We start from the raw sequence: 25,068 nt of genomic DNA, 5'->3' as shown, positions 1-25,068 counted from the left end.
GCTTTGCTCAAGGTTATTCATCGCAGGGTAGAAGAAGGGATACATTTTGATTCAAAAGAATTCCTCATCGCAAATACATTAAAATTTAGCATTTATAGTTTATTGTTGGTATTTACATATTCCTGTTTGTATCTGACAGATAATAGCATAGTATTCTGTTTCACCTTTATTCTTTATGGTCTGGTGGCATTATTGTTAGCATTTAATTTTGCTCACGATTTTTCGCACGGAACAATTTTTAAAAGTAAAACTTACAATGATATCGGTTTTATCCTTATTTATGCAATTAATGGAGCGCATGCGGAAGCCTGGAAGAAAAGACATGTAGAGTCACATCATTATGCTCCTAATGTAGAGAATTATGATACTGATCTGGAAATATCAGGTTTGATAAGGGTGATACCTGGGAGCAGGTATTTTTGGTTTCACCGGTTTCAGCATCTTTATGCACCTTTAGCATATACTACATATTCTCTGTTTTGGATTGGTATTAAAGATTTTAGTATCTTTTTCTCAGGCAAAAATCGAAAAAAAACTTATCCACTAAAGTATGGCGCTTCCTTTTGGATTCAGAAGTTGTTTTATATATTCTATTTAATAATACTACCTTTAATGTATTCGCCTCAGCCTTGGTTTATAGTATTGTCAGGGTTTTTACTGATGCATGTAGTCATATCTTTATTTCTGTTATTTACCTTTTTTATGACCCATCATGTAGAAGGCGTTGAATATCCTAAAGTCGATCAGGATGGATTTATAGAAACTTCTTGGTTGATGAATCAGGTGAAATGTTCTAATGATATGCATCCCTATAGTAAATTAGCCAATTTTATATTCGGAGGTTTTAATAATCATATAGCTCATCATCTTTTCCCTCATATACATCATTTTTATTATCCTAGACTTAATAGGATTTTGTACGATGTATTAATTGAAAATGGGGTCAAACCAAATCAAACTACCTATTGGGGAGGGGTATTAGCACATTTGAGGCATTTGAAAAATATGTCACATCTATAATGGGATTAATATCTAACTCATTGAGTGCTTCGGTTCCTCACCCATTTCCTCAGAAATATCTCATCAGAGCTGATCTTACCTACTACTCTGTAGTTGGATTTGATAAGGACATTAGATTTAACTAAAGGTTCTTTTACTACCTGAAATGGGTACATGCCACTGGAATGGATAAAGTAATTTCCATCACTTGATAAAAGTATAAATCCAGTATGTTTGTCCAATCCAATCACATATAAACCATTGCCAAACTGCTTCAACTTTGCTTCGAATTCATTGATATCAAGGCCTGACAAATGATGGACATTCTTTTTTGAGACGAGACTTCTGATCATTTCTTCCGAAGGACATTGCGCCATTCTGCTTCTTTTTATAGGTACTCCCATATCTCTTAGTACTGTTGTAACGAAGTATCCGCAGGCTATTCTTCCTTCATTGGGTGTTTCGGTGGTACCGTTAAAGTCCCATTTGGTACCGTACCAATAAGGGAAAACCTTTTTATTAATCAGGTGAAGAAAGTTCTTTTCCAGCTCAGCTTTTCCAGCTCTTTTTTTATACAATTTTTTCTTAACGATATTGATGGAGTCCAGTTCAAGTGGGTAATTCTTATTGTCCAGTACGGGCTGATTGTTCAGAAGAAATCTGAATTTATTCCAGATTAAAAATGCAACACTGAAAAGAATGATAAATAAAAGTACACGCGCAAAAAGGGTAAGCTTAATTTTTTTCTTCTTTTTTTCTTTTCCGTTACCTGATACTTTCATTCTACTGAAACCTTGAATCTGGATGCAATTTAGCCAGTTTTCAGGGAAATCGAAAGGTATCTTATGAAATGAACTAAAGAGAGGTAAAAAGGTAAATGATTCGATGTTTTTTAAATATAATCTTTCTTTAAAATAAACGGAAAGCCCCTGTAAACAAGGCTTTCCGTGGTAACTGTATTTAGTTAAAGCTTAATAACTGGTTTATAAACCCGTTCATCTTCATGAATGATCATCAGATAATAAACTCCTCTTTTAAATCCATTAAGATCGATATCTAAAGTAGGTTGATTAAGATTAATTTTTTGAAAATAGATTTTTTCACCTACTGAATTGTGCAAGCTAACTTCTACTTCTCCTTCCAGTGCTTTTAAAGAAGTAAGCGTAATTTTGTCATTTGAAGGGTTCGGAAACAGCGTAAAGTTTTCCGCTGCCAATTTTTTATAGTTTCCTAACACCCCAACTCCAATTGCAGAGGTAATATAAGTACATCCGTTAGTTCCGGTTACCTTGCAGGAGAAATAACCTGAACCATCACTCTCATAAGTTTTTCCAGTTGCTCCATCAACTAATTGATTGTCCCTGTACCACTGGTAACTTGTACCTTCTGGCGCTATAAGTGTATTTTGATCTTTGGTAATTGTAGAATTCCAATAATCGCCTAATTCAAGATGAGGAGATGCATCGGAGGCACTAATATTTTTTCCATTTGCAATTGCAATGACCCTGACTTTATAAAGGTTTCCGGCTTGCAGATTATCAGGGAATGTTACATTGATTGTTCCGCCTGTTGTTGAAGATAATGTTCCTATATCTACCGGATTATCAAAATTTCCCAATTTATCTGATACTTGAGCAGTGAAAACATTGCCTTCTGGAAATACTCCTCTTGTTGTAAAGCTATAATTTGTTGCTTGTCCATCACAAATTGCCCTTGACTCAGGATTGTTAAGAATGATACTAGGACCTAGCACAGCAAAGTGGATATTTTCATAGTAGTTAGGCATTATAGTATTGCCTTGCTCATCCAATAAAATGAGATCTATTTTCCATCCATCCATCCCTGCTGTATAATTTGGTTGTGTAAAACGAACAAGTGTATGGTCTGAATTAGCAGAGGCAGGAAAATCATACAACATGAATTTATCGTAATTCACAGCAGGTGAAAGTTTTGTTCCTGGCTGCCATGTTGCGCCATAGTCGGTAGAGTATTCGATATAAACATCTGAATTCGCAGTAGTGTTCGTTTGAAGCCATTTGAAATCAACCTGAATAAATCCTCCAGTAGAGAAATTCACAGGCTTAGAAACTGCTACTCTTTCACCTGTACCAGAAAATTGTAATTTGCCTGCTTCGTTTCCTGAAATTGACGTCCACTTATTAATGTCGTAGTTCAGAGAATCTCTGATTATAATAGTTTTAGATTTTCCAGGAAGGCTAGTCGCTGCGACTACCTTTACACCATAGTTTCCAGGGACAGCATCCAAAGGTATCTTAGCATGTATCGGACTTCCAGTTGTAGTTCCGCCTATGGTGATCTCTTCATCGCTTTTATGCATCAGAGCGATATATATAGTGCCAGGGGGAAAACCTGTCATGTCAAAGAAAATATCAAACTCTTCTCCCGGGTACAGATCTCTATCAGGATTCTTACTCAAATTCTCACTGAAGGTGGTATCTGTCGGCAGCTTTACTTGTTGTCCATATAGGTTATTCAAATTGAACATTAAAAATAAAATGAAAGAAAGGTTAATGCCTTTTCTTTGAAGTAATAGTCGTGTCATAATTTTATGGTAATAATTATTGGTTGTTTAGAAAAAAAGCATTTTATATTTAAAAATGTTTTGAGAGAAGAGTCTCTTCGGCAATTATAGATTTTACCGGTAACAGACTTAAATCAAGTGAATAAAAAAATCGTTACCTAATTATCATCTTTAAGTCCTTTAATTAAACCTATTCCTGAGGAAAAAAATAAGAGCCCTATTATTGAACATACAATGAGGGTCCTCCATTCAGGGTTTTTATTATTGATAAAGGTAAATGCTGCATACAGCAGGGTAGCAGCTCCCAATAGTGTTAAAATTGCTCCGAAAATTTTTTTAAGACTCATCCTTCTCCATATTTACAATATTAAGGTTGTTTTCTCCTGAAATGTTTTTTATAAAATCAAATGAGAGCAATTCAAACTGTTTTTTTTAATGAAATTTAGTTTTACAAATTCAGATTATTATTTGTGTTACTTTTACCCTATAAATCTTTCAATGGAAAAAATATTTATTTATAACAATCGTAAAGTAGCCTTTCAGTTTATTGTTATAGGTATATCTATATGGCTTATAATGATCTTTATCCCATTAAATGTAGCCAGAGTTTTCTTGTTTTTCATAGGAGGCAACTTTTTCTATATTGGGGCGAATTTTGTCTCCGGAAAACCTCAGATAATTATATCTGAAGAAGGATTATTTCTTGCATATAACTTTAATAAAACCATTTCCTGGAGAAGCATTGTGGAGGTAAAAGTTAAGGTATATGTTGATGATGAGGAGGATAAAGAGGAGTTTTTGTTTTTGAAACTAAGAGTAAAATCCAAAGGTCCTTCTAACATACTGGAAAAAGAGTTTAGTGTAGTAAATCTAACCATGTCAATACAGGAAATAGTTAAAATAATCTCTGATACGAAAAGTGTTTTGGAAAATAAATAATTGTTTGTCAGGTTGATTTAATTTGGTTTTATTTTACTTTTTAGATTTATCTTTCATTAGATCTAGTTATTCACACGAGAACAATAACCTATCTGTCTGGATGATAGGGTTATTACATTACTCTTTAAAGAAGATTTTAAATTTTGACCCTTTTCCTTCCTGACTTTCTAATTCAATTCTTCCACCATTATTTTCTACAATCCTTTTGACAATATTCAAGCCTACTCCAGTTCCATCAATATGTTTATGCAATCGTTCATACATTGAAAACACTTTCTCTTGGTCTTTAGGAGAAATGCCCAAACCGTTGTCTTCAACCTCTAAAAGAATTATATCCTCTCTGACTTTTGAAGTCCTGATTATTATCTCTGGTTTTCGTTCAGGAGATGCATATTTAATTGCATTAGAAAGAAGATTGAATAGAATACTCCTTAAATTTTTTCTAGAAAAGTTGATAAAGGATGCTTCAGTTAAATAGTCATAAATCATTGCATGTGCATTATCAATAGTATCCTGTAAATCAAATTTTACTTGTTCCAGTACCTCTTTAAAATCTACCCTGGATTTTATTTCTTCAGCTATACCATTTTGGCTTTTTCCTAAGGATGTTAAATCAAATAAGTTATCCTTAAACTTTTGAATAGAGGTATTGAGCATTTCCAATAAACCTGATTCTTCTAATTTTAGATTACAATCAGAACCTAACTCATCTTTAACAGATTCTAATAATCCGTCTATGTTATTTATAGGAGCTTTTAAATCATGAGAGGCAGTGTAAATAAAGTTTTCCAAATCATTATTTATATTAACTAATTTCTGATTGGAATGAGTTAATTGCTCTTCTAAAAGCTTCTTATCATTTATATCAAAAATTACCTTTATAATGAAAATATTTCCATCCTCATCTTGTGTGTAAATACTTTCTCCATGTATCCATATGTAAGCTCCTTTTTTGTGAAGGAGATAATTGTCATCGATGAAAGAGCCTTTTTGCTTTACCGTCTTTAATTCAATTTCTGGGAGGTTTCTTAAACGATCTTCAGGAATGAATAAAATGTCATAATAGTTTCCTATTATATCATCTTTCGCATACCCTAATACCTTTTGGACACTGATACTACTGTCCAGGATTATGCCATTTACATTCATTACAATCACTCCTGCAGCCTGAGAGTTTTCCATTATTTCTGTAAAGAATGTTGAGGTATCAATCTTTTTTAATTCTTTATCCTTAAAAGTATTGTGCGCCATCTCTCTGTCGATTTATACTTAAATAACCTATGGAACCATTGTAAAGGTTCTAATTTGAAACAAAGGGGGCAGATTTAATAGTCTGGTTTTTAGTAATCTGTAAAGCTTATTCAGTGGTAGAAATTAATAAGGAATATTGGAAATGAGGAAAGTGAAGAACTAATTAGAACTTATTGTTGAGTCTCTGATTGGGTTATATGTAAAGGTCAAAAATATTCGATGAATTTTTTCATCCAATTATAAATCTCAAAATCAGGAGGAATTATTAGTCATTATTTTTTCAAAGTAGAAAGGTTCAAATAAAATATTTTATCCTTTGATAATCAATGAGATGTTTGTTGTGGCTAAATTAAATAAATTAAATGTAAGAATTCCCTTAATTCTCCTTCAATGGTCCGGGATAAAAGTGTATTTTTATATTTGGGCAAAAATTAAAACTTCGATTTTTGTCCTCAAGTGAAACATAATCAGGTATTTTAAGTGAAGCAGCCTTTAAGCATTAAAGATCTCATCAACCTCCTTTATCAAAACAGGGAGGTTATAGAAATGCTTTTTGGAAATAAAGAATCCATAAACAAGTCTGAAATTCTCGCTCGGGATGATATGAGTGATGAAAAGCTGGAAAAGCTGGCCATTTACGAAATCATTCATGAAAACAATAATATCATCAGTCTGGATGACCGGATCATTACTTTTATTGAGGAAGTACTTGAAATTGGAGAAGTTACGACCAGCTTCATTAATGATAATATTCAATCTCTCAATGAAAATCTGAAATATTACCGGATAGATAGCAATCCACGGTTTCTCCGGAACATTAAGAGATCACTAAAGAAGATCAATTCCACAACTTCCAGAGAGGTTATAAAACTTCACAAGAATATCGATGAGGCTTATAAGAATCAGGGAAATTACCTGATAAAACTTCAGGAGCTTGATAAATACAAGAGAAAGCGGGATGATATCATCAACCTCATCAAAGAAACAGAGCAGATCATTGCTGATGCACAGGACTTTTTTAATACAATTGTTGATGCCGAGCTGAGCTCTATTATACTTGATTTAAGATATACATTAGTAAGAAATCGTGATTATCTGAATGAAATTCAGGCACAGATCATTGATTATATCAACAAGATCCAATATCAGGCTGAGATTTACAGGAAGATTCAGCGCCTAAAAGAATTAAAGGACTACGAAGAACTAAAGTATAAAACGAATTTTGTTGATGTCGTAGCTTCAACAAATGCCTTGATGTTCCGTAAACGCGTGCCTTTAAAGACAAGATTATCTATTGATTTTCTTTATTCGGATCAAGGTTCGGCACTAACACAAAAGGTAGCTTCCAAACTTCATTTATTAAGACACACCGACCGAAAGCCAGCTGGCAGAATGTCAGACGGCTTTTATGAGACGTATAAAGAAGAGTCTGCCAGTCTCAATATTGCAGGACTTGTAGAAAAGTTTCAAACAGGAAATGTTGACTTATTTCAATTTGTACAATCTTATAATTTCCCTGAAAAAATTGGTGAGTTAAGCCTTGAGAAAAGAATTTCTTTATATGTCGGTATCTCTATAGACTATGACCCGCAGCTTGACATCACTGATGAGTTTGGCTTTATTGAGTTGATAAATGATAAAGGGCAAAAGCAGAAAGTTGGCTATGCGCTTATTAAGCCGAAAGGGGAAAGCGGAAAGCTTAAAGCTGAAAGTGAAAATTCTAAAGCTGTTGAAAGCGAAAAGTTAAAAGTTGAAAGTAAAAAGTCGAAAGCTGAAAGCGCAAAACATAAAGTTGAAAGTGAAGAGTTGAAGATTGTATCTGTCGAGCCAAAGGTTGAAGAGGGTAAAGAGGAAAAAGTAGAGTTAAAAGCAGAACGCGTAAAGCCAAAAGTTGAAAGTAAAAAGCCAAAAGCAGAAAGTAAAAAAACGAAAACTGATGGCTTAAATCTTAAGATAGGAAACGAATTGCACAGTGTTCCTTTACTGAAAGATGGAAAGAAAAAAGCTACTAAAGTTAAAACCCAAGGAAAGAAAAAGGACAAAAATTAATAAGAAGGAATTTAGCTTTTCTCTTTAGTAGAATGAGCTGTTTTACTATTTGTCAAATTAATATTTAAAACTAATAAAGCTTTAAGTATTGTGCTTTCAGCTTTAAGTAACAAGAAATTAAATTATTCTAAAAATCTAAAGCTTTAAGATTTTTGCTTTCAGCTTTAAGCTCAAAGAAATGGTTCCCAAACAAACAGCAGAAATATTTCAGATCCTTAGCAAAGGTAACTTCATTAGTTCTAATGGAAGTCAGGCGAGGTTGTATGACTGTATCAGTCATGAAGAAAACTTCAAGGTACTGAAGGAATATTTTGCCCATATAGGCTATCACCTCGAAAGTGGACACAACTATTATTATTTCAGTCAACAGGATGAGACGAATACCAATATGGAGAAAAAACTGGAACAGTTTGCTCACTTTATCGATGTGATGGATTTTTTCTCCTGTCTTGATGTGAAGCCTGTTACTGGCACGCGTTACAGAGTAACTCAGATAGCAGAAGAGTGTTTTGCAAATGAAAGGCTCAGACAAAAAATATATGCGATATCAAGAAAAGACAAGCTGACAGATAAAGTGATAGATGTAGCGGGCGCTTTGGCCAACGGTGGATTCCTGGAACAGGAAGACGAAGATACATACAAGGTAATGGATGCCATACATTACCTTGAAACTATTATTTCTCTAATAACTATTGAAGACGATGGAGAGCAGAAGAATTCTTAACAGGATCATTTTTATCAACATTGCGAATACCGATTATTCCAGTGCAGAGATAGCAGGTAATACATGTTTCGTCGGAACCAACAATATGGGGAAGACCACCTTGCAAAGGGCGATATTGTTCTTCTACAGCGCCAATACCAGAGGTCTTGGAATTTCTGGTTCCCAGAAGTCGTTTGAGGATTATTATTTCCAATATCCGAATTCATATATCATATATGAAATTCTGACAGAAGAAGGCATGTTCCATGTGATGATATACAGGCATAATAAACTGTTGTTCCGTTTTGTGGAAAGTCCTTTTAATAAAGACCTGTATATCGTTAACAATGAAGCCGTACTTCCCAAAGAAGTCTTGACAAGGTTTAATGAAAATAAATTATATTATAGCGATCAGATAGAGACCTTTGAAAGGTATAGAAATATAATCTATGGAGCAGACCCGGATAAGCGTTATAAAAAGTTTGCATTACTTAAAGGGAATAGTAATTATCACAACATTCCACTTGCTATTACTTCAATCTTCCTGAGCTCCGAAGCTTCTATAAAGGCAGAGTTTGTGAAAGAATGTATTGCAAACTCAATCAGCACTAAACATACCAATATAGAACTGAAGACTGTAGAACGTCAGTTGCGCCAGTTTACCGAGAAATATCAAGATATCGAGACATTCTTCAGAAAAGAGAATGCTCAAAGAGGAGAGTTGATTAAAGATAATTTCTCACAGATAAAAAATCTTAAAACCAAACAGCGAGCTCTTGCAGCAGAACTTGGAGGAGCAATTAAATATGCAACAGAGCAGAAGGACTTATTAGGATTACAGGTTGCAAATTTCAGGCAAAAGGCAGAGGCGCTTACAAAGGATTTTAAATGGAAAGAAAATGCCTTTCAGGAAAAGAAGGGTGAAATCAATCAGGAAATCGGAGCTATTAAATCCAGACTTAAAGAAGCGGATAAAAAGCAAAAGGAGTATCAGGGAAAAGGGATTGAAGATCTGTTGAAGAAGGCTGATGAAAAAGCGCAGCTTTTAGCAAGTCTGCAAGCCAGGGAAACAGAATACTCAACGCTGACAGCCGGTTTCAAAGACGTAGAACAACAATTCAAAACTTTGTTCGATGGACTTGAAAATGAGAAGAAGGAATTCCTGAATATGATTGCAAGTCAAGGCTTGTCTCTTGAAAGGAAGTTTCAAGAAGTGAAGAGCAAGCTGGCTGAAGAGTTCAGAAAGAATGAAAATAGTCTAAGAGAAAAACATGCTTCCGCTACAGATCAATACAAAGGTCGTCTTCATAAAAAAGAACTGGATAAACAGAAAGCAGAGTTTTCCGAAAAGGAAATAAAAAAGAAGAAGTACTATGAAAGAGAGATTGCTCTTATAAAAGAGAACCTTGACGAAATAGGAAAGAGGCGGCTTGACAGAGAGGCTCAATCAAAAATTAAGAACAGAGAGATTGAGTCTTTGAGAAAAGAAGCTGAACATATAAAAGAAAAGAATAAGATAACAGCTGAGCAATTTACTTCGAAGAATAAAGAAGAAATAGCTTTGATAGATGAAAAGATCAAAGCCATTGAAGAAAAGCTTTCTGTTCATCAGAATGCATTTTTTGGCTTCTTGCAGGAGCATTATCCTGAATGGCATAAAACAATAGGGAAGGTTTGTAATGAAGAACTTCTCTTTAATAAAGATCTGAACCCTAAGTTGATTCAAAAGGAATTGGATACTTTGTATGGAATTCAACTTGATCTGGCTAATGTAAAAATTCATTCCAAGTCACTTGAAGAATATGAACAGGAGAAATCATCTTTGCTGGAAGAGAAATCTGTATTGAATCAGAACTTCCTTGATTTCAGGGAAACCCAGGCCAGAGAAGAGCAATCTAAGTTAGCATCCATAGGTAAGAAAAGCGCGCAATTTAAAAATGAACTTTCTCAGCTGGATTATGATGCTGAGCAGGATGAACAAAAAGAGAAGCAATTCACACTTGATCTTAATGACTGGGAGAGAAAAGCTGAATCTCAGAGAGAACAGGACCTGACAGATGTTTACACACTTCAGGAAGAGCTTAAAAAGGAATTGGCCGAGATTAATGCTTCAATGAAAGGTCTTGCAGAGTCGCTTAAAGATGAATTGAAGCAATTGAAAGATAAGGAAGCAGATCAGATAAGTGAAGCAAAGAAAGATTATGATGAAGAAGCTGCAATACTTGAAGAATCTAAAGACCAAAAGCTGGAAGAGCTCAATGAAAGAAGAGAGCAATTACAAAAAGATAAGTCCAAGAGCTTAAAGAATAAAGGTATTGATGATTCTAAGATTAAGAGTCTGGAGAATGAAATAAAAAGCATTAAACAAGGTCTTGATGAGATTGAAAAGAATGCTGAGCTTGTAAATGATTATAAGAAGGATAAACGTGAACTGTTTGATAAAGTTGAATCTTTTAATAAGGAAAAAGAAATTCTTGATGAGAAGATAAAACAATGCGAAAAGGATTTCAGTGCCGAAAAGCAATCATATGATAAAGATAAGATTCAGTTAGAAAAGGAAAGCTCAAAATTCCTTGAAGAGCTTAAGAAGTATACAGATGGACTGGAATATTTTGAAAAGCATTTTAAAGAAAAGGCTCTGTTTGAACGTCTGCGTCATTTGATAGAGCCTGCCACAGCCATGCCTTCTGACCTTGGCATTACAGCACTTTGTTCTCAGCTGTTTTCTAATGACGGGGAATATCATGGACAGTTTGAAAAATTCAGAAACAAGATTACTGAGTTTACTGGTCGTTTTCGTCCGGAAAACCATTTGAATTTTCGTATTAATCCAAATGCAAATGAATTCGAATACGAAAGATTTGCCGAGTACCTTCAGGAGTTTTACAATGAAAATAAGATTCAGACGTCCATTGCAGAAGTAGCAAAGAATCATGGTATGTTGATTGATGCCATTGCTACAAAAGTTAAAGCATTGACAGATCATAAAGGACGTATCAATCGAATGATCAGTAAAATGGAAGCGGATTTTGGAAGAGCATCATTTGAAAGTTCTAAACTGATCGAATACATAAAGCTGAAGTCTGAAGATAGTGAGAATAAGGTATTGAAGAAGCTTCAGAAAATTGCTGAATTCAGAGAGCAGAACCCTTTCCTTTACGGTGAATCGAATTTGTTTAATCAAGAGAATAAAGCTAAGTCAGAGATAGATAAAAAGTCAGTAGAGTTACTGAACGACCTTCAAAAGACCATCAGTGAAGAAAACTATGATGAGATAAAAGTTCAGGATTTGTTTGAACTGAGATTTAGAATTAAAGAAGGAAAAAATGACACTGGGTGGATAGAGAAGATTGACAGAGTTGGTTCTACAGGTACGGATATGCTTGTAAAAGCTGTAATATATATCACATTATTAAATGTTTTTATAAAAGAATCAACGGAAAAAACTGCTCAGAACTTTAAAGTTCATTGTATCATAGATGAGGTAGGGCAGATCTCTGCTCCTTATTTGAAAGAGTTGATAAGCTTTGCAGAAGAGAGGAACATCTATCTGATTAACGGTCTTCCAAACGAAAGCAAGTTAGAGACTCATTATAATTATACTTATAAATTCAGAAAAGATCAGCATGGAAATGTGAAGGTGGTGCCATTGTTGACAATGAGTATTGAGCCATAGGATGAAAAACAATTTTAAACTTATAAACAATTTTTAAATGAAAAAGAATATTATACTTTTTGGATTGTTAATTACAATGGTCCTATTTTCTGCAAAAGCTCAAGTGGCACTGGAAACCAGTTCGACTCAATTTATAGAAGTGATTAAGGTTGATGGAGTAACTAAGTATCAAATTGTAGATAGAGAAAATAAAATATTGAGAGTTTATAATTTTGATCATACAATTTTTGATGAGATTCAAATTCCTTTAGAAGCGGGTTCATTTATAATTCGTGTTTCTGATTATTCTTCAAAGTTATTTGATAAAGACGACGAGTATGAATATTTTATGGGATCTCAGAATCTCAGTACTTATAAGGTTACTGGAACAATTTTCAATAAGGATGGATCAGAAATTATCAAGATGGATTCCGTCGATGCGATTGAGACCTTTAATACGCCATACGGTCCTAAAATGCGTACATCGTTTTTTCAGACTAATCCAGGATGGATATGGACCAGAATTTATTCATTGGGAGGCACAATCCAATCTTCAGATAATAGAATTGAAAATGTATCAGAAAATCCATACCCTAATCCTGCCGTAACAGGTATAACTTTGCCTTACTATTTGACCGATAGTCAAGGTGAATTGTATATCTACAATTCTTCTGGTTCTTTAATAAAATCAGTAAAGGTTGGGCCAGATTTCCAGGAGATTGTATTAGATGTTTCAGAAATGAATCCAGGAATCTATACTTATAAGGTTGTAAGTTCTTCTGGCGAAAGTCAAGGTAAAAAGTTTTTAGTACGATAGTTGAATGGAATAGAATATATTAGCTGATTGTATGATTTTGTTGTCTATTATTATTGACAATTTAAAATTATGGAAACTACAAGTGGAGTAGAAACAACCTATTTAGAGTCCAATGTTATTGTTTATCCTGACAAACCAAAACCAACAAAGGAAAGTGCAACTAAATCATTACTATCTTCATTGGCAAGTGCAGTCTTGTTTGTTACAGTTTCCTATCTTGTATTTGATTGGGATCTGACGAGCATATTTGTATTAGCTGGTGTGATATTCTTTCATGAATTGGGACACTTCGCTGCAATGAAGTTTTACAATTATAAGGATGTATCAATGTTCTTTGTTCCATTTTTCGGAGCATTTGTTTCGGGTACAAAAGACCAGATCTCCCAAAAGCAATCCGCAGTCATTTTGCTTGCAGGACCCTTGCCAGGAGTATTGCTGGGTGCGGTATTATATTACTTTTCCTTGGCAAATAATAATGACTTTTTGCTGAATACTGCTAATTCTATGATTTTTATAAATCTTTTTAATTTGCTCCCAATAATACCTTTGGATGGAGGACGACTTATCAAATGTTTGTTTTTCGAAAGAAGTGAGCTTATTGGCAGTATATTCAGCTATTTATCCATTGGTGCTCTATTCTACTATTCCATAACTTCTCAATCTTATTTTTTGATGCTTGTTCCTGGTTTTTTAATGCTTCAGCTATTTGCTCAGTCCCAGTTGAAAAAGACTAAGAAAGCTGTGCTGGATAAAGGAATTAACATTAACAAAAGTTATGATGAACTTAGTAATGAAGAATACTGGCTTATCCGTGATGAGATAGGGAAAAATATACAGGCTTTTAGTAAGTATATGACTCCCGGGAAATATGAGATTTCAGAAAATGAACAGAAGTTAATAGGGCAGGTTAAAGCGGTCATTCAAAAAGAACCAATTCAGGATCTTAAAGTGGGAGGTAAAATACTTTTTACAGCAATTTGGATTTTATCTTTTATAATTCCTTTTGTAATTATTGGAGTAAGTATGGTTTTAACAGGAAGTTTTTAAACCATGTTCCTATGGGCCTGGATAGTGTATTACTTTTAATTGAAATAGAACAGTATTTTGGAATTGAAATTCTCAACAGTGACGCTGAAAAGATTAATACTGTTCAGGATATGGTCAATATGGTTGCTAGATATTTGAGTATTGAAGCTAACGACTTTCCTTTAAAGGATGATATGCTCCAGATGATAAATCAAGCCTTAAAGCTAGAAGGCCTGATAAATGATGACATCTATTACTCCGATTTTATTTTTAAAACTATTGATCCCCTGAATGAAGAATCATGGGATTCCATTGCTCAAAAGACAGGCTTAGTACTACCTAAGCCTTATGTGTCAGACCAAAGTCCTAGTAAATGGTTGTCTTTTCTCAAATGGATTCCAAAATATAAATGGGAAAAGATAACTGCTGGACATTTTATTGATGCTGTCTGTGCCTGTAATCATCAAAAATTAGTGGACCCAAAAAACATAACCGACATTTATGAAATTTTAGTTTCTGTAATAGCAATTACAGTAGACTGCATCGGTGTTGATTACTATGAAATAGAAATGGAGAAATCTTTTACTAATGACTTAGGTATTGACTAAGTAAGAGTAAAGATTAATTCTGATAAAAACATTTTTCAGCACATACCCAATTACGCCCCTAATAAATACCATCTCTGAAATTGCCTCTTTCTCAGAGCAGGACCATCTCGTCTCGTTTCAGGAGCTTCTGAATGTAAGTCCTGGACTTTCAAATATGCTTCCCGAATCTCTGGAAATACTTTCAGAAGCTCAAGAAGTTCCCCTGAAAGCTACGGGAGTTAGCCTGAAGCTTTCAGGCTAAAGCAAGTAACTATTAGGCTATGGCCTGGAAAGAATTTGCTTTAGCCTGCACCTTCAGGGACTGCTCCCGAAGCTTCTGGATGATTTTCCTGAACCTCCGGGAGCCTTCCGGAAGTTCCAGAAGTTCCCACAAAAGTTCCAGGAGTAAGCATGGAGCTTCCAGGCTAAAGCATATAACCTCCAGGCTATAGCCCGATATTTCCGCGTTTTAGCTTGAAAGAATTTTGCTTAATTCGGAAAGGCATGGGAGTCAGCAAAAATATCAAATGGACTGAATTTAGAGGAGAAATGGATTTTGGATGTTAGATTACTTTATTCAGAAGTAATAAAAAAAATCCTCGTTTCCGAGGAGTTTTTCTTGAACAAGTGCAACTGTGTTTTACTCAATATTGAATGAACAGACTAAGCCAGTTTTTTCTCCGCATCCTTGTAATACTCCTTAAGCATATATAATGTCTGAAGAGAGTTTTCTTCCTGCAAGCCAAGTGTAGCATAAATATGTTTGAGGATAGATGCCATTATGGGCCATTTCTCCTGGTCCTGAAGCCTTGTTTTTGTATTGGAGGTATATTTGAACCAATGGGGTAAAATAACTTTCTCTTCCTTGATAATATGCTTAATTTCAAAAAGGTCTTTTCTGAAATCATCGAGCCAATAAAAGTCGGTATCTTCCACATCGTCAGAAAAAGCCTCAAGCATAGAAGTTATGGTGTCTTTCTGTTCATAATAGCTTCTGCGCATAAGCTCAGCAAGTTCTTTAATTTGTTTCTGCTTAAGCTTTCTTAATTCTTTATCCTTTCTTGAAAAGTAGTCCGCAGTTGGCATGCTCTCTTTAAAGTGCCATTCGAAGAAGTCTGCTTTTTCAGGTCTGCTGTCGCTCAAAACAGTTGCCACTGAATCTGACAATACTAGTCCTGTTGCGAAAACCAGATCATCATTAAATGTGCCTCTGTTCTCCAACATGTTGGGAGTATACCTACTTAAAAAGTCAAGTAGTTTTTCATTAATAAAATCACTTTCTGTAAATGATTTATTCATGCTAATGTTTATTTCAAACTCTTGAAAGCTATTGTTAGGGTACTTTAGGAAAAAGTTTTCTGGAAAATAGAAGGTTGGGTCTAAAGGAGCACTTGGATTTTCCCGCAAGAAGAGACTGATCTTGGAAATATATTTTTCTCTTATGTAATCAGGACTTACAGATTTTTTGAATATTAAATAGATCTTAAAGTGATCACCTCGGTGGAAGCTGGTTTCATGAAAGAAATCAAATCCATCCTCTTCCGGCGCTTCTTCATGTAAAGGCAATAAGCATTCAAAGAGGAAACGGTTTATCTCCATTCTGTTGTAATAGACCTGAAGATAAAAACTAGTGGTTGATGACATATTTATATAAGTGAATTCAGTTTAATTGATGTCAGTATGTTTATACAATTTCTTTTTTGGAATAAAAGTCAAAATGACAATGACATAATTCTTTGTTGCACAAAACAGGATCATCTGGAAGAGTAAGGTTAGGATTACCAATGTTTCCGATTTTTCCACCTACCATACACCAGCCTCTGTATATATTTCCTTTTGCATCAATAGCTATTTGAGTTACTCCACTCAGGCAATTCCAACCCCACCAGGTATTTTCCTTTGAGGAAACCAGTAATGGAGGTGATATCTTTTGTCTTCTACCGTCGGGATATACTTTTGAAAGATCAGATCTCAGATTTATTACTCTAGTCTTATTTACAATTGTTCCTTCAGAAACGATAGAGTTGAATGCATCTATAGCTTCTAGTTCTCCAGGTTTATAATCAGGTAATAGTTCTCCTTCCAGATCTTCTATCAGCGGCATCAAATTTACAGTATATATGCCAAGTTTGTGGATGTCTTCACCTAATTCTAAACAAAAATCCAGCTTGCCCGGAGGAGTCATAATATTGCAATTCAGATCAACTTTGTCTTTTAGAAAATCTGCTAGTTCAAGGTATTTGGCACGATCTGCAAACTCAGTATGATAGCTGAATGCAATGATGTCAAAATGCTGAACATTCTTCCTCCACCAATCCATGGTTCTGGATCCATTGGTTATCATAGAGATAATACCTCCTTTGGATTTTATATATGCGCAAAGCGCACCATAATCTTTATAAAGGGTAACTTCACCTCCTGTAAATTCAATTACGATTGTTTGGCCTTTCTTTTTTTCAAATAAAGTATCAATGAAATTCTTCAGAATCTCAAGGTCTGTCCAGGGAATAGATCCATCGTTGAGATAGGAGGGACAATAGCTACATGAGTAACTACATGTATTACCTAGAAACCAGTTAGCTACAAAAATATTTTCTTTCTCAAGTCCTGTGTCAAGAATAGAGTAGCCATGCTGAACAGCTTCTATATTCTTCTGAATCTTGTTCTGATTTACAATTTGAAATGCTTCAGTTAAGTTATAGTTTGTCAGACGAATTATTTCCTGACCGTTGTCCTCATATATATCATCCGTTATTTTTTTCCACGAGATCCACTCTCCATTCTGAAGCTGTATGTCCATTCCTGAATCCCTATATCTATATTGCCCCTCTATAGTATCGTCTTTTATTGTCGCAAAATCCACATGGCCTCCATCTGTAGCTTCCATAGGCTCCAGCACTCCGCTGATACAAGTATTGTTGCTATATAAAAGATAAAAATTGCTTTCATTAAGATTGTTATACTTAATAAATAAGTCCTTAAAGATTTTCATATAAATCGAAACTTTGGTTAAGTTGAAATGCTTCTTAGTTTAATCTATTAGTTCAGGCTAAGACTTTAATTTTATTCACTTTTTAATTACTCCAAAGGAATTTGATCTTCAAGAAAGAGCTTTTATTTCAGAATATATGTAACAAAAGTTACATAACTCTCGCAGGTGAAAACATAAAAGCATATTTGTTACAATAGAATGCTTTTAAACTAATGAATGAGGTGGTTGACTTAATATAATGGGAATCTGTTTGAATTTTAATGAAAGCGAAAAGGTTAAAATAAACTAATGGTTGTGCCTAAAATAGAATAATCAAAAAATCTGTATTTATGTAATTTCAATTAAAAAATAATAATAATTTATTTTTTAATGCCTACCTTATATCTGAAGACCAACTCACCTCCAAAATAAGCTGCTGTAACTAACAGAACATTTAATAAGGCATTTGTTATGACCTGTATATCTGGAGAAGCACTTGCATAATCAGGTTGTTTGTACCGCAATGTTGCTATTATGGTATATGAAAATAGTATCAGTGAGTTTATTCCTCCATGAATGAATGCTGTTCTTAAAACATCCGGATCCTTACCAATATTTAATAAATCCCAAAGGCCGAAAACTGCAGCAGCAAAACCACCAGCCAGTCCTATGCATAAGCAGTAAAAGCTCATAGTGGAAAATAGTAATCCGCCTGACTGGAGATAAATGATGTCTAATACAAGACTTACAGGAAAGAGAGCAAGTGGAAAATGAACGAGCATGACATGGATTGGATGCCCTAATAATTTCCCCTTGCTTAATTCGTTAAAAAGGCCCATGATCTTTAACGTATGACAAACAATATTAAAAGTAGCAATCCTGCAACTGCAGCGGTAACATGTATCAATGCCACAGCTTTGGGAACTGGCTTTTTCTTAAGATCTACGGTAAGCATTGTAAAGCCTCCTAATGCTGCAGCAATAAAGAGGAAAAGACTTAGTTTATTCTGACCACTTTTGATTACATCAAAGGCCAAAACTCCCAAACCTGAAGCAGCGATTAATCCGTGAAAGAAAACAACAGGTTTTGGTGTAGGTTGATTTTTGAATACAGCGATAAGCAGTATTAACCCGAAGACAGCAGCAACTGCAAATAAGATAATTGAGTATAATATCATGAATTTTAAAGTTTAATTAAAACCTTTTTTAAAAGAGGGAAAGGACACAAATGTTCAAAAAGAAATGTGTTAGGGATATAATAAAAAAAAAATGTGCAATAGGCTATTGGGATAACTATCGATAACATTAGTTTAAAAAAATATCTGAATAAAAGCTTCTGTTTATAAAATATAGTGTGACAACATTTGATATTGATCGTATATATTGTTTTAAATCAGATTGAACTATTAGGAGGTAATTTAAAGTTCTCTGAAACCACAAATTAGTATTTTTTAATTCATATATATGACGTCATTTATTCAAAATGAAGAATCAATAGCGCTTCTGATAGAAGAGCATAAAGCACATGTTGAAGCATTAATTAAAAGAAATACTTATAAACAATGGAAACAGTATAAAGAAATCCATCAGACAGACAATAATTCAGCTTTTATCCGAAAGGAAGATTTTGAAAGTATTGAAGTAAAGCATAGCATCTCAATTCCGGAAGACATCAAATATTTTTATCAGGAGATAGGTGGTAATCAGGATGATTTTTATTTTCAGATTAATAGAATGCTCAGTGCAGATAATCAACTGATGTTAATGTTTCAGTACTCTGAAGCGTTTGCCACAGCTCTTATTCAATATTATCTGAAGCTATCAAGTGTTGAACTTACATTACTATCAAAGGAAATTGAAGCATTCGATGAAACAAAGCTTTATAAATCTTATTCATCACTTCTTGAATACCTTTTGCTCGAATCACAGGGCTTTTATGACTTAAGAAAACAGAAGTTTAATATTCCAATTCTGCAGAAGATATATGAAACATTTGACAATAAAGATAACCTTATAATTCATTTATTTGTCTCCTGGATTCATTGTGGTGGTGCCGGAGGTATTATTTTAAATACAAACAAATGCGGTTATTCAGGAGGCTTTATGCATGGGGAAGGATTGAAGATTACAATAGATGGAACGGAATATATGTATAACAGTAATTGTTTTATTGCTACAGAAAAGCACTATCTGATTTCATATAAAGAAACCATATTAAAAGACCTGGAGCAGATAAGGAAATTTGTAATGAAGAGAACCTGGGTAGGACCGTTTAAAAGATTGTAAATGCTCCTAAATGCTTCTTAATTCTTGAAGAAAGGTCTGCTATGCCATATAAAATGATGGTAATACTTATGTTTTAATCCTAGGGAAACTTACTGAAAAAATAAGCATTAGGCATCATTCAGACATTACGACTACTAGGTAAGCCTGAAGTATTTTCTTGTGCATATTCAAATATTGTTTTGTATATACCACCAGAAGAAGGAATTATCACTTATTCGGTGACTTTACATTCAATTGAGAAAAGAGATATTTATACTATAAAAAAAGTAAAACCAAAGTATGAACCTGCTTCATAAAAAACGAATATTTATAAGCGTGAAACAATGGCTATCAGGAAATATAGGCATTGAATAATCTAATGTTTGTATTTCTAAAGCCCTATATGTCGGAAGGAGGTTATAAGTCATTTACACACCAGAATCTATTACTGGTTAGCGCAGACGGAGGCTTATTGGTCTTGGTGGATGTTAGTGATAAAATCAAACCATTCATACTTTCTGCTATATTGAGGAGAGAACTTCAGCAAATATGCATGTGGAGTTTATAGGTGACTTTATGGCCAGGCAGTCTGTATTTGATATATCAGACTCTCTGCTCCGAAATGGATCAGCTATTTAGGGGAGGAGTTAGGTCCTTTATATTATTTTGCTCCAAGCCTGAGGTACCCAGAATCAGTATAGGTGAAATAATATTTTTTTAACAATTTTAAACTTCGAAAACGAACAACTTTCTTATACCAAGTGTTGGAAAGCCTGAACTCCAAAAAACATATTTAAGAATGTGCAACAGGTAATTTAGCTACAGTCTATTTTGGTGACGCCTTTGTAACCTGTTCAGGGTATGAAATTATTTTTTGGGAAAAATGATTAACTCTTCTTTAGAAAAATGGATATACATAAGAAGGTAGAAACATTAGTGAAACAATGTTTTCAGTATTTAATTGAAAACCACTATGGTTTCTGTATTGGTAAAATATATTTGCATTACAACTCTATTTATGAGTAATTGAAATTGCCGGAAACGTATAAGCATTTGTTTGATTATAAGAAAAGTCTAAAAAAAATAATCTACATAGTATCATTTTCTCATAGCTCAGTTTTATTCTAAATCAACAAATCATAGGTTCTCACTAAATGAACTTTTGTTATAAATATAAGTATTGGTAATACTATAAATTAAAAGAAGACTTATCGAATTGATTATCTATTTAAGCTAGTCTAAATTGAGTCAGTCATGATAAAATAAAATAGCTATGAAATTCATTGAAGGACCTATAGAATATATTGATTTCAGTATCAAAACTTTTGGTCACTCTACAATACTGATTGTAATTGCTATAGTTTTAGGAATACCGATTGGTTGGGAAAGAGGAAAAGGGATTAATAGCACCGGACTTCGCACATTTCCAATTGTATCAATGGCAAGTTGCGGATTTGTTATTTTAGCTAAAGGGGTGAGTTTAAGTAATGGAGATCCATCTATCCTTGGAAGTACCATGCAGGGTATGCTAAGCGGATTGGGATTTATTGGAGGAGGGATGATTATAAAAGAAAAGGGGGATGTTCAAGGGATAGTTACTGCTGCCAGTATCTGGAATGTTGCTGCCATTGGAATGTGTGTCGGATTCGGAAGGCCGGAGATATCACTTGTTCTGTGTATCGTAAATTTTCTTACTTTATTTTTACTTACACCTATTTCTAAGAAGGGTTTGTTAGATCCGGAAGGTGGATTGTTTAAAGAAGCTAAGCCGAAAGGTAAATTCAGTGATGCAGATGATGAAGCTATATAGATATGATAGAACTGTATCAATTATTCGTCTAAAATCTTGTTATTAAATAAAGAGGCCAGCTTATATTAGGCTGACCTTTTTTTATTTAATAGTATTCTTACTTTCCAAATTTGATTGCATTTATAGAATACCTTTTTAAGTTATTTACCTTCTCAGTAATAAATATAGTATCCCCAGGGTTATTAAATATCATAATAGTTTTTTAAAAAATATTTCTTTTGTTATAAAGTTTATTGTAAAGTAAAGTTTGCAAAGCTTCTATTAATGCTTTTATTTAAAAAATCATATTTTATTACACTTTGTGGTTTGTGGATAACATTTTAAACTTATCTGTATGTTGTGATAGAATGTAAATTATGAAGCTTTAATTGAGTAAAATATTGGATGAATGAAATTTTGCTTATTTTTTGTTTTGTTATATTACATTGTTATTACATTTGTGGTTTTATCTGCATGGAATTAATTATTAGTTTTGTAATAGATTTCAAGAGCCAGATATTTTTGTTTTATGTTAATATTTGTAAAATCATATTGTAAAAAAGGATACATTTTTTTTTGTCTTTTTGCTAGTTTACTACTTGCCATACCTTGCCTCGCACAAGATATAACTGTAACAACATCAAATTATACCGTTCCTGCATCTACGACTCAAACAATCAATAGTGTGTATATGCAAGGAGGTATTCTTACTGTTCCTTCAACCAGTAAGCTTATTGTAAATCTTGATATTACTTATGGACCAAGTGGTGGAACAGTCCTTGTTCAGGACGGGGGCCAATTGACGGTAAATAATATCAATATGAATCAATATTCGGGAACTTTGGATATTAAAAATAATTGCGTTGTGGTCCTGAATAATACCCTCAATGCTGCAGCTAATAGTATTATCAATATTGGGAATAACTCTTCTGTTACTGCAACAGGCGACCTTAATTTTAATTTAGTAACTTTTAACGCCAATACAGGAGCCTATTTAACATTTACTAATGTAACAATAGATGGATCTTCTATTGTTAATATGCAGCAGGCAACACTTGAGGCTAGAAGTAATTTTACATTTAATAGCGGGACAACCAATCTTCTCGGTGGTTCTTCTTTAAAGGTGAATGGAAACCTCAACATCAAACCTGCAGGCAAGTTTTACTCAAAGAATGCAAGCAAGATATATTTAAAAGGTAACTGGCAGAGCGATCATCCTGCGGGTTCAGACTTTAATGTTACAGGCAGTGAGACCATCCTTAATCTTAATGGGACTACCCAGCAAGTGAATGGACAGACTGTACAAAATTTTTATAACATAGAATGTGTAGGAAATTACATTAAAACATTTCTGAATAATGTAACAATTACTAATCTTCTCGATCTTGGGGCTTCTACACTTTATATGGATGGGGGCATTATTACTATAAGTAATTCCTCACCATCTGCTATTACAAGAACCACGGGGTTTGTTGCTAATTTTGAATGGAATGGAACCTTTGTAAGAAATTCCAATTCTACTTCAGATTATCTTTTTCCGGTTGGTGCAAAAAATAGTTCTGGAACATGGATTTACAGGCCAATTATTATTCAGCCCAAACAAGCAACAGCAGGAGTATACAGTGTGAAAGCTGTTTATAATACAGTAACTGCTCATTCGGTTTATGATCTTGGGACTTCCTTAATTCCTCGTCCTTCAACTCCTCCACCATATCCTTTAAATGAAAAGTTTTATCATAAAATAGAAAGGACAAGCGGTCCGGCAGCTGATGTTACAATCTTTTATGATCAGAGTCTGGATGGTTCTTTTAATACAATAGGCCAGTATAAGACTACTACAAATAAGTGGGAGGCTGTTACAAGCGTGCTAGCTGGTCCTGTTGCAAGCCCATTAATCAGTTTAAAGGCTGCAAGCGTCAATGACTTTACTTCGCCAGAATTTTTAATTGCCAATGGATATGTTCAGGTTCCTTTATATTCTTATGCTGTCTTAAAATCGAAGCCTGACGGAGGATATTATCTTACAGAGAATAAACAATTGAAATTTAGGTTTGAAGAAGAATACTCTGTTCCTACTGGTGCCTCTTTGACTTATAGAGTTTTTGACAAAAGCAGAAGCCTTAAAACCCTACAAAATCAAACTGTAAGTTATGGAGATAACAGATACAATGTGGATGTTACATCACTTATAGCAGGTGATTTTTACTGGCTTGAAGTTGAGAATTCCAAAAATGAAAAATGGTATTTAAGATTTAAAATAAATGAATAATAATTTTAAAGTTTTCTCTGCACTCTTTATAGTTCTCTTTCTTATTGGAGGGGTTTGTGTCTATTTTTTGATACCTAAAATAGGCTATATCAATAGCAGTAAAGTTTTTACTGAGTTTAAACTGAAAAAGGAATTAGAGACAGATTTAAAGAAATTAGAGCTTGCAAAACAGAGAGACCTTGATAGTTTAAAAGCTGAGTTAGAGATATCTTATAATGAATTGAATAGCTCCTCAAAAAAGTCAGAGAAAGATATTAGTGAATTCAAGGTTGCCCATCAGCAATATTACATAAGAGAAAAGCAGTATAATGAAAATTATCAGAGAGCTGCAGACCAATATACTCAACAAGTTTGGAAACAGCTCAATAGTTTCATAAAGGAGTTTGGTAAACAGGAGGGTTACGATTTTGTTCTTGGAGCTAATGGAGCAGGAGAAATTATGTATGCTGATGAGAATGATGATTTAACAGAAAAAGTATTGGAGTATTGTAATAAACGCTATGAAGGCGACATTAAATAAGTTTTATTTTTCTGCATTTTTTGCGGTTCTAATTTTTGGTTGCAGCGGTTCAAATCAAGAGAAAACGCTTAAGCCCGAATCAATGAATGCTGGGTTGTTTCCATCTTTAATTTCTTCCCTAACAGGTTCAAATAAGACCTTAAAGGCTGGAGAATATATACAATGGATAGAAGATAAAAACAATGGTCTTATCGATTCTAGGGATTTTGATGACTTGAATTATTATGTTCAGTATAAACCGATAGACTATGTAACTTTAAAGACTTTGGGACCAGATGGTCTTAACAAAAAGATTTTTTCTGAAACAAAAAAGGAATATGAAGGAATGCAGTACTTCACTTTAACCTTGTCAAATAGATCGAGTCAGGAGGATCTTTTAAGGTATGACGTTACTGGTTCAGAGGAATATCAGCATAGAGTAAGTTATTTTGCTTTTGATGCCCAGAATGATATAAAACTTATTCAGGGAACAGATACCCTTTATTGTAAGCTTTATCATTTTGAAAGGACTTATAATATAGGACCATTTGTAAGTTTACTTATGGGCTTTGATATGCCTTCAAAGAAAAATCAATCTTCTGATAAAATATTGACATTCCATGACCGGGCATTTGGCAATGGAATTATTAAACTTAAAATAAAATCAGAGAATGTGGAGAAGATTCCAGATCTAATTTTTTAAGCTTT

Annotated in this window: 22 protein-coding genes; 14 read left to right on the top strand and 8 right to left on the bottom strand. The window is 33.9% G+C overall.

Translation table 11 applies throughout. The features are described from left to right. Nucleotides 1–1,020: fatty acid desaturase (locus tag J7604_RS17775; protein WP_293898469.1), on the top strand; the 1,020-nt coding region annotated here is incomplete at its 5' end. Nucleotides 1,021–1,037: 17 nt separating this feature from the next. Here the strand turns inward: J7604_RS17775 and J7604_RS17770 are convergent. The 3 genes from J7604_RS17770 to J7604_RS17760 form a co-directional block, all read right to left on the bottom strand. Further along, entirely contained in the window at nt 1,038–1,781 is a 744-nt protein-coding gene (locus tag J7604_RS17770) for a hypothetical protein (protein WP_293898466.1), read from the bottom strand. Nucleotides 1,782–1,963: 182 nt separating this feature from the next. Further along, on the bottom strand, nt 1,964–3,562 hold the full coding sequence (locus tag J7604_RS17765) for a T9SS type A sorting domain-containing protein (RefSeq protein WP_293898463.1): 1,599 nt from the start codon (nt 3,560–3,562) through the stop codon (nt 1,964–1,966). A gap of 137 nt (nt 3,563–3,699) precedes the next feature. Then, the gene (locus J7604_RS17760) at nt 3,700–3,888 is read right to left on the bottom strand and encodes a hypothetical protein (protein WP_293898460.1); all 189 of its coding nucleotides are present in this window, start codon (nt 3,886–3,888) and stop codon (nt 3,700–3,702) included. 151 nt (nt 3,889–4,039) lie between these two features. On the opposite strand from J7604_RS17760, the gene J7604_RS17755 reads away from it, so the two are divergent. Continuing rightward, nucleotides 4,040–4,480 carry a hypothetical protein gene (locus J7604_RS17755; protein ID WP_293898457.1) on the top strand — a complete coding sequence of 147 codons (441 nt, stop codon included), beginning with the start codon at nt 4,040–4,042 and terminating at the stop codon, nt 4,478–4,480. 117 nt (nt 4,481–4,597) lie between these two features. On the opposite strand, the gene J7604_RS17750 is transcribed toward J7604_RS17755, so the two are convergent. Next, on the bottom strand, nt 4,598–5,731 hold the full coding sequence (locus tag J7604_RS17750; RefSeq protein ID WP_293898454.1) for an ATP-binding protein: 1,134 nt from the start codon (nt 5,729–5,731) through the stop codon (nt 4,598–4,600). Nucleotides 5,732–6,211: 480 nt separating this feature from the next. On the opposite strand from J7604_RS17750, the gene J7604_RS17745 reads away from it, so the two are divergent. From J7604_RS17745 to J7604_RS17720, 6 genes are all read left to right on the top strand, one after another. Beyond that, nucleotides 6,212–7,780: a hypothetical protein gene (locus tag J7604_RS17745; RefSeq protein ID WP_293898451.1), complete on the top strand. Its 1,569-nt coding sequence runs from the start codon at nt 6,212–6,214 to the stop codon at nt 7,778–7,780. A 178-nt stretch (nt 7,781–7,958) separates the two neighbouring features. Next, nucleotides 7,959–8,504 carry a hypothetical protein gene (locus tag J7604_RS17740; RefSeq protein WP_293898448.1) on the top strand — a complete coding sequence of 182 codons (546 nt, stop codon included), beginning with the start codon at nt 7,959–7,961 and terminating at the stop codon, nt 8,502–8,504. Continuing rightward, nucleotides 8,482–12,159 (top strand): ATP-binding protein, encoded by a 3,678-nt coding sequence (locus J7604_RS17735; RefSeq protein ID WP_293898445.1) that lies wholly within the window; start codon nt 8,482–8,484, stop codon nt 12,157–12,159. The genes J7604_RS17740 and J7604_RS17735 overlap by 23 nt, the downstream gene beginning before the upstream one ends. 37 nt (nt 12,160–12,196) lie before the next feature. Beyond that, nucleotides 12,197–12,955: a T9SS type A sorting domain-containing protein gene (locus J7604_RS17730; protein WP_293898443.1), complete on the top strand. Its 759-nt coding sequence runs from the start codon at nt 12,197–12,199 to the stop codon at nt 12,953–12,955. A 69-nt stretch (nt 12,956–13,024) separates the two neighbouring features. Beyond that, on the top strand, nt 13,025–14,002 hold the full coding sequence (locus J7604_RS17725; RefSeq protein ID WP_293898440.1) for a site-2 protease family protein: 978 nt from the start codon (nt 13,025–13,027) through the stop codon (nt 14,000–14,002). Between the two features lie 11 nt (nt 14,003–14,013). Continuing rightward, nucleotides 14,014–14,589 (top strand): hypothetical protein, encoded by a 576-nt coding sequence (locus tag J7604_RS17720; protein WP_293898437.1) that lies wholly within the window; start codon nt 14,014–14,016, stop codon nt 14,587–14,589. 642 nt (nt 14,590–15,231) lie between these two features. On the opposite strand, the gene J7604_RS17715 is transcribed toward J7604_RS17720, so the two are convergent. The 4 genes from J7604_RS17715 to J7604_RS17700 form a co-directional block, all read right to left on the bottom strand. Next, a complete protein-coding gene (locus J7604_RS17715; protein WP_293898434.1) occupies nt 15,232–16,212 on the bottom strand; it encodes a hypothetical protein in 981 nt (326 codons plus the stop codon). 40 nt (nt 16,213–16,252) lie between these two features. Continuing rightward, a complete protein-coding gene (locus J7604_RS17710; protein WP_293898431.1) occupies nt 16,253–17,560 on the bottom strand; it encodes a radical SAM protein in 1,308 nt (435 codons plus the stop codon). A 359-nt stretch (nt 17,561–17,919) separates the two neighbouring features. Further along, on the bottom strand, nt 17,920–18,378 hold the full coding sequence (locus J7604_RS17705; RefSeq protein ID WP_293898428.1) for a DUF2231 domain-containing protein: 459 nt from the start codon (nt 18,376–18,378) through the stop codon (nt 17,920–17,922). A gap of 5 nt (nt 18,379–18,383) precedes the next feature. Next, complete coding sequence (locus tag J7604_RS17700; RefSeq protein WP_293898425.1) at nt 18,384–18,716, bottom strand: hypothetical protein; 333 nt, start codon at nt 18,714–18,716, stop codon at nt 18,384–18,386. A gap of 286 nt (nt 18,717–19,002) precedes the next feature. On the opposite strand from J7604_RS17700, the gene J7604_RS17695 reads away from it, so the two are divergent. From J7604_RS17695 to J7604_RS17670, 6 genes are all read left to right on the top strand, one after another. After that, the gene (locus tag J7604_RS17695) at nt 19,003–19,824 is read left to right on the top strand and encodes a hypothetical protein (protein ID WP_293898422.1); all 822 of its coding nucleotides are present in this window, start codon (nt 19,003–19,005) and stop codon (nt 19,822–19,824) included. A gap of 358 nt (nt 19,825–20,182) precedes the next feature. Then, complete coding sequence (locus J7604_RS17690) at nt 20,183–20,371, top strand: hypothetical protein (RefSeq protein ID WP_293898419.1); 189 nt, start codon at nt 20,183–20,185, stop codon at nt 20,369–20,371. 705 nt (nt 20,372–21,076) lie between these two features. Beyond that, on the top strand, nt 21,077–21,613 hold the full coding sequence (locus J7604_RS17685) for an MgtC/SapB family protein (RefSeq protein ID WP_293898416.1): 537 nt from the start codon (nt 21,077–21,079) through the stop codon (nt 21,611–21,613). Between the two features lie 508 nt (nt 21,614–22,121). Then, nucleotides 22,122–23,861 (top strand): hypothetical protein, encoded by a 1,740-nt coding sequence (locus J7604_RS17680; protein ID WP_293898413.1) that lies wholly within the window; start codon nt 22,122–22,124, stop codon nt 23,859–23,861. Then, nucleotides 23,854–24,381 (top strand): OmpH family outer membrane protein, encoded by a 528-nt coding sequence (locus tag J7604_RS17675; RefSeq protein WP_293898410.1) that lies wholly within the window; start codon nt 23,854–23,856, stop codon nt 24,379–24,381. Before J7604_RS17680 ends, J7604_RS17675 begins: the two co-directional genes overlap by 8 nt. After that, nucleotides 24,362–25,063 carry a hypothetical protein gene (locus J7604_RS17670; protein WP_293898407.1) on the top strand — a complete coding sequence of 234 codons (702 nt, stop codon included), beginning with the start codon at nt 24,362–24,364 and terminating at the stop codon, nt 25,061–25,063. Before J7604_RS17675 ends, J7604_RS17670 begins: the two co-directional genes overlap by 20 nt. Nucleotides 25,064–25,068: the final 5 nt, after the last annotated feature.

Origin of the sequence: Sporocytophaga sp. (assembly GCF_017745095.1) — a bacterium.
Taxonomy (GTDB): Bacteria; Bacteroidota; Bacteroidia; order Cytophagales; family Cytophagaceae; genus Sporocytophaga.
This window is presented reverse-complemented; position numbering and strand designations above follow the sequence as displayed.

Excerpts from the sequence above, each read along its gene's own strand:
- J7604_RS17770 (WP_293898466.1), bottom strand. The coding sequence starts at position 1,781 with ATGAAAGTATCAGGTAACGGAAAAGAAAAAAAGAAGAAAAAAATTAAG.
- J7604_RS17765 (WP_293898463.1), bottom strand. The coding sequence starts at position 3,562 with ATGACACGACTATTACTTCAAAGAAAAGGCATTAACCTTTCTTTCATT.
- J7604_RS17760 (WP_293898460.1), bottom strand. The coding sequence starts at position 3,888 with ATGAGTCTTAAAAAAATTTTCGGAGCAATTTTAACACTATTGGGAGCT.
- J7604_RS17755 (WP_293898457.1), top strand. The coding sequence starts at position 4,040 with ATGGAAAAAATATTTATTTATAACAATCGTAAAGTAGCCTTTCAGTTT.
- J7604_RS17750 (WP_293898454.1), bottom strand. The coding sequence starts at position 5,731 with ATGGCGCACAATACTTTTAAGGATAAAGAATTAAAAAAGATTGATACC.
- J7604_RS17740 (WP_293898448.1), top strand. The coding sequence starts at position 7,959 with ATGGTTCCCAAACAAACAGCAGAAATATTTCAGATCCTTAGCAAAGGT.
- J7604_RS17735 (WP_293898445.1), top strand. The coding sequence starts at position 8,482 with ATGGAGAGCAGAAGAATTCTTAACAGGATCATTTTTATCAACATTGCG.
- J7604_RS17730 (WP_293898443.1), top strand. The coding sequence starts at position 12,197 with ATGAAAAAGAATATTATACTTTTTGGATTGTTAATTACAATGGTCCTA.
- J7604_RS17725 (WP_293898440.1), top strand. The coding sequence starts at position 13,025 with ATGGAAACTACAAGTGGAGTAGAAACAACCTATTTAGAGTCCAATGTT.
- J7604_RS17720 (WP_293898437.1), top strand. The coding sequence starts at position 14,014 with ATGGGCCTGGATAGTGTATTACTTTTAATTGAAATAGAACAGTATTTT.
- J7604_RS17715 (WP_293898434.1), bottom strand. The coding sequence starts at position 16,212 with ATGTCATCAACCACTAGTTTTTATCTTCAGGTCTATTACAACAGAATG.
- J7604_RS17710 (WP_293898431.1), bottom strand. The coding sequence starts at position 17,560 with ATGAAAATCTTTAAGGACTTATTTATTAAGTATAACAATCTTAATGAA.
- J7604_RS17705 (WP_293898428.1), bottom strand. The coding sequence starts at position 18,378 with ATGGGCCTTTTTAACGAATTAAGCAAGGGGAAATTATTAGGGCATCCA.
- J7604_RS17700 (WP_293898425.1), bottom strand. The coding sequence starts at position 18,716 with ATGATATTATACTCAATTATCTTATTTGCAGTTGCTGCTGTCTTCGGG.
- J7604_RS17695 (WP_293898422.1), top strand. The coding sequence starts at position 19,003 with ATGACGTCATTTATTCAAAATGAAGAATCAATAGCGCTTCTGATAGAA.
- J7604_RS17690 (WP_293898419.1), top strand. The coding sequence starts at position 20,183 with ATGTTTGTATTTCTAAAGCCCTATATGTCGGAAGGAGGTTATAAGTCA.
- J7604_RS17685 (WP_293898416.1), top strand. The coding sequence starts at position 21,077 with ATGAAATTCATTGAAGGACCTATAGAATATATTGATTTCAGTATCAAA.
- J7604_RS17680 (WP_293898413.1), top strand. The coding sequence starts at position 22,122 with ATGTTAATATTTGTAAAATCATATTGTAAAAAAGGATACATTTTTTTT.
- J7604_RS17675 (WP_293898410.1), top strand. The coding sequence starts at position 23,854 with ATGAATAATAATTTTAAAGTTTTCTCTGCACTCTTTATAGTTCTCTTT.
- J7604_RS17670 (WP_293898407.1), top strand. The coding sequence starts at position 24,362 with ATGAAGGCGACATTAAATAAGTTTTATTTTTCTGCATTTTTTGCGGTT.